General features: G+C 59.0%; 1 pseudogene. It reads left to right on the forward strand.

The features are described from left to right. Window positions 1-356: 356 nt before the first annotated feature. Window positions 357-763 (forward strand): annotated as a pseudogene (locus CWO89_RS44070) (transposase); the annotation flags it as partial. Between the last annotated feature and the right edge of the window lie 783 nt (window positions 764-1,546).

Consider the following 1,546-nt stretch of genomic DNA (forward strand, 5'->3'; position numbering starts at 1 on the left):
GGTGCAGCTACGCTGTCCGTCGATAAGAAGACAGCGGCTCGGCGACGGATGGTTTTGCGATGTTGCGGACCGCCGCCTTGCCCCCCGACGCGCTATATAGGTGTTGCTAGTGGGCCACAGTGCACGCCGATTTTTTCTTGAAGCTTGCTCGCATTGCGACTCTTTGGCTGCAGTCGGCTCAAATAGTCCGTCGCCCGTGAACAAGCCTCTAAGCGATTGAGCGGGAGTCTGTTTCTGGGATTTGATGGCGTTTGAGATTGCAGGGATTTGATGCTTGGACGCCGCAAACCTTGCAGATTCGTTTTGTGGATTCCTCTCCGTTGTGAACCGTGCTTCTGTGGTGCACCGGAGGGACGATGCGGCCGAAGAAGCACAAGACGACGGGATCGAACGATCTGTTCCGGGCACGGCTGGATCAGATCATCAACATCAAGCACGAGTTGGTTCTGCTTGCCGACAGGATCGATTGGGACTGGATCGACGGGGAGATTGCCCCGCTCTACAGCGAGAACGGCAGACCGGGGATCGAGACCCGCTTCATGATCGGGCTGTTGTTGCTCAAGCGGGCTGTCCGATGAGGGGGGGGTGCGAGCGCTGGGTCCACGACCCGTACTTCCAGTTCTTCACCGGCGAAGAGTTTTTCCAGCACGTTTTCCCGCACGAGCGCTCGGACCTGAGCCATTGGCGCAAGCGGCTCGGCGACAAGCTGGAGCGATTGTTGGCCGAGAGCCTTCGGGTGGCGCACGAGGCCGGTGCGTTGCGCAGGCCTTTCGCCTTGGTCGATGTCTTCGCCCGGTCTGCTTGCCCGGACGTATAGCCGCCAAGCTGTGCAAGCCGCATTAACGACGGATACCGCCGCGTCGGAGATGATCGTAAGCAACCTAAAGAGCGCAAGCGGATGTTTGCCTATGAGGTCTGTGCTCGTCAGCGCGAATTCGTCAGGGCCTCCGCGTTCGCGGATGGCTGCCCGGAGTGCGGCGAGCTTGTCGGGGTCGGCAGAGCGATTTGCGGCCTCGAAAGCCGGTATGAATTTGAGTCTGCCCATTGCAGCATGCCTCGTCTGGGGATCGTAAAGGCTGCTTCTGTTTTGAATGTCGTCTAGGCGGCGGCGCAATCGCCATAAGCTTCGCAATCGCGTCGAGGAGTACGCTCGTTTCGGCCTTCCCTTCGGACCAATTTCTGATCGCCGCTATCGCGTTCTCCAAAGCCTCTTCACGGGTCATGGCACGATCTCCAGAACGGCGTCGCCGTGCGGCCTACAGGACTACAGAAAAGAAGCGCGGGCGGTTGGAGGAACCACCCGCGCTAGTCGCTGTAGACTTGACCATCTCATGGCGGTTGCGCGAATGTATGAGGAGTTAAGCCCGCACATCTCTCAGCAACTCGCGTGCCAGACAATCTCAGTGCAAGAGAGCCAAAACGGTGCGCTTTCACGCCGACCCGGCTAACTACTCGCGTTACGCTGGCGGCTTCCGGACAGGCATGTCTGTCAGTTTGCTTTCAATTACATAGGTAATCGCGGGGGTTGGGAACACCGGCGGCTAGT

Origin of the sequence: Bradyrhizobium sp. Leo170 (assembly GCF_004296405.1) — a bacterium.
In the GTDB taxonomy this organism is placed as follows: Bacteria; Pseudomonadota; Alphaproteobacteria; order Rhizobiales; family Xanthobacteraceae; genus Bradyrhizobium.